Consider the following 3,134-nt stretch of genomic DNA (forward strand, 5'->3'; position numbering starts at 1 on the left):
CCCCACTCCCCCGGGGCCGGTACGCCCGGTGGGCGCACCGCCCGCCGGCCGCCGGCGGTCGACTCACCCGGCTCCTTCGCGCCCGGCCAGGGCTTGGCCACCCGGGAGGCGAGCACGAACTCCTTGCGCAACGGGTGCCCCTCGAACTCAGGCGGCAGCAGCAGCGGACGCAGCTCCCCGTGGCCGGGAAAGTCGACGCCGAACATCTCGAACGTCTCCCGCTCGTGCCAGGCCGCACCGGGGTAGAGGTCGACGACCGAGTCCACCCGGGGCGCGTCCCACGACACCCGGGTACGCAGCAGCAGGCCGTGCCGGTGCCCGGTCGACCACAGGTGGGCGACCACCTCGCAGCCGTCGGCGAGCTGGTCGACGGCGGAGAGCCAGTCGAAGAAGTCGCAGGCCAGGTCGGCGTCGTCCCGGGCCACACGCAGCGCGTCGCGCCAGCCCGCCGGGGGTACGTCGACGGTGGCCCGGGCGTACGCCTGGCCGCCGGAGACCGACGCGATGGCCTCGACGGGCGCGAGCAGCGCCACCAGCCGCTGGCCGACCTCTTCCGGAGTCATGCCGCTGATCCTATGGCCGACGCCCGCCCGGATGCCGGCCTGGACGCCGGAGCGCACACCGGGCCGGACACCGGACACCCGCCGGGCCGGACACCGGACCGGATGCCGGTTTGCCCGGCGGCGACGGGCCCGGCGGGGAAAGATGAGGATCGTGCGCGCCGTGACCGTCACCCCAGGAGTCCCGAACTCGCTGCGCCTGGTGGACGACCACCCGGAGCCGCCAGCCGAGGAGGGGGCGATCCTCGTCGAGGCGCTGGCCGTCGGGATCTGCGGCACCGACCACGAGATCGTCGACGGTTCCTTCGGCCAGGCCCCGCCCGGGACGCCGACCCTGGTGCTCGGCCACGAGTCGCTGGGCCGGGTGCTGGAGGACCCGAGCGGCATCCTGCACCCCGGCGACCTGGTGGTCGGCATCGTCCGGCACCCGGACCCGGTGCCCTGCGCCAACTGCGCGGTCGGCGAGTGGGACATGTGCCGCAACGGCGAGTACACCGAGCACGGCATCAAGGGGCTGCCCGGCTTCGCCCGGGACCGGTGGCGGGTCCAGCCGCGCTTCGCCGTCGGGCTGGACCCCGCCCTCGCCCCGGTGGGGATGCTGCTGGAGCCGACCAGCGTGGTGGCCAAGGCGTGGGACCAGATCGAGCGCATCGGGGCCCGCGCCGAGTGGCAGCCGCAGACCGTGCTGGTCACCGGGGCCGGACCGATCGGCCTGCTGGCGGCGCTGCTCGCCACCCAGCGCGGGTTCGCCGTGCACGTGCTGGACCGCACCTCGACCGGGCCGAAACCGGACCTGGTCCGGGCGCTAGGCGCGACGTACCACACAGGGCCGATGCGGGCTCTCGACCTCGACCCGGACGTGGTGGTGGAGTGCACGGGCGCCCCGTCGGTCGTGCTGGACGCGATGCGCAAGGCCGGGCCGACGGGGATCGTCTGCCTCACCGGCGTGTCCAGCGGCGGCCGGAGCCTCGACTTCGACGCCGGGGCGCTCAACCGGGAGCTGGTGCTGGAGAACAACGTGGTGTTCGGCTCGGTGAACGCCAACCGCCGGCACTGGGACCTGGCCGCCACGGCGCTCGCCCGCGCCGACCAGTCCTGGCTGAACGCGCTGATCACCCGCCGGGTGCCGGTGGCGGCGTACGCCGAGGCGTACACCCCCACCGGCGACGACATCAAGGTGGTGCTCGACTTCACCGCCTGAGCGCCGGCCCGCCCGTGCTCAGATGCCGGGCAACCGGCCGTTGCGGAACAGGTCGACGAAGAGCCGGTGGTCCTCGTGGGCCCGCAGCCCGTACGCGTGGGCGAACTCCACCAGCCCGGTGACGAACCCCTCGGGGTCGGCGTCCACCGCCGCGACGATCGCCTCCTCGGTGGAGTAGTCGACCAGGTCGTGGCTGGACTCGTCGTCGGCCACCGAGTGCATCCGGGCCACCGCCCGGCCCAGGTCCGCCAGCACCCCGGCCAGTTCCTCCGGCTCGTTGACGTCCGCCCAGTCCAGGTCGGCCGCGTACGGGGAGACCTCGGCGACGAGTTGGCCGGCCCCGTCCAGCTCGGTGAAGCCCAGCCACGGGTCGGCGTGCGCCTGGAGCGCCCGCTGCGACTCCGCCGTCCGGTGCCCCTGGTGCCGGAAGTACGACCGCACCCGCTCGTCGTCGATGTGTCGGGCCACCGCCGGCACCTGGGCCTGCTTCATGTAGATGACGACGTCGTTCTCCAGCGCCTGGGTGTGCCCCTCCAGCAGCAGGTTGTACGACGGCAGCCCGGCCGAGCCGATGCCCACCCCCTTGCGCAGCACGACGTCCTTGATGTGCGCGGATACCGGACGCAGTTTCGCCGAGGATTTCGGCAGGGTGCCGAGGTAGTCGGCGAACGCCGCGCAGACCTTGTCCCGGGTGTCGCCGTCGATCTCGTACACCCCGTCGCCGAGGGAGAACCGTCGCTCGTAGTTGTCGATGGTGGTCTGCGTGGCGAGCAGGTCGACCCGGGTGTTGAGCCGGGCCTGCTGGAGCACCCGGCGCAGCACCCCGTCGGCGTTGTCCAGGGTGATCGAGCCGATCGCGTCGTCCCCACCGGCGGCGATGGCCCGCAGCTCCGTCAGGTACGACCGGACGAAGCCGGCGACCAGGTCACCGATCACGCGGTCGGAGAGCGCCTTGGCGTACCCGAGCAGGGCGACGCTGGCGGCGAGGCGGCGCAGATCCCAGGAGAACGGCCCGACGTACGCCTCGTCGAAGTCGTTGACGTTGAACACGAGCTGCCCGGAGGCGTTCATGTAGGTGCCGAAGTTCTCCGCGTGCAGGTCCCCGTGGATCCACACCCGGCTGGTGCGCTCGTCCAGGAACGCGTCGTCGGCGAAGTCGCCGCGCTGGTCGGCGTAGAAGAGCGAGGCGCTGCCCCGGTAGAAGGCGAACGGCGAGGCGGCCATCTTGCGGAACTTGCGGCGGAACGCCGCGGGGTCGAGCGCCATCGACTGGCCGAACTCCTCGGTCAGCACGTCGACGATGAAGGCGGAACGCTGGTCCGCAGACTGGTTCATGGCCCGCAGGCTAATCCCAACCCGCCACCGTCCCACCA

3 protein-coding genes are annotated in these 3,134 nt (G+C 72.8%); 1 reads left to right on the forward strand and 2 read right to left on the reverse strand.

Annotation, left to right across the window (positions count from 1 at the left end; all coding sequences use genetic code 11):
* Window positions 1–563, reverse strand: a 563-nt coding sequence (locus E1258_RS31455) for an NADH-quinone oxidoreductase subunit C (RefSeq protein WP_132407476.1), incomplete at its 3' end; no start/stop codon positions are given.
* A gap of 151 nt (window positions 564–714) precedes the next feature.
* Here E1258_RS31455 and E1258_RS31460 point away from each other — a divergent pair.
* Entirely contained in the window at window positions 715–1,761 is a 1,047-nt protein-coding gene (locus tag E1258_RS31460) for a glucose 1-dehydrogenase (protein ID WP_207919888.1), read from the forward strand.
* Window positions 1,762–1,779: 18 nt separating this feature from the next.
* On the opposite strand, the gene E1258_RS31465 is transcribed toward E1258_RS31460, so the two are convergent.
* Complete coding sequence (locus tag E1258_RS31465; protein ID WP_132407480.1) at window positions 1,780–3,096, reverse strand: DUF2252 domain-containing protein; 1,317 nt, start codon at window positions 3,094–3,096, stop codon at window positions 1,780–1,782.
* Window positions 3,097–3,134 lie beyond the last annotated feature (38 nt).

This window comes from Micromonospora sp. KC207, from assembly GCF_004348615.1.
In the GTDB taxonomy this organism is placed as follows: Bacteria; Actinomycetota; Actinomycetes; order Mycobacteriales; family Micromonosporaceae; genus Micromonospora.

Coding starts and splice junctions, on each gene's coding strand:
- E1258_RS31465 (WP_132407480.1), bottom strand. CDS start 3,096: ATGAACCAGTCTGCGGACCAGCGTTCCGCCTTCATCGTCGACGTGCTG.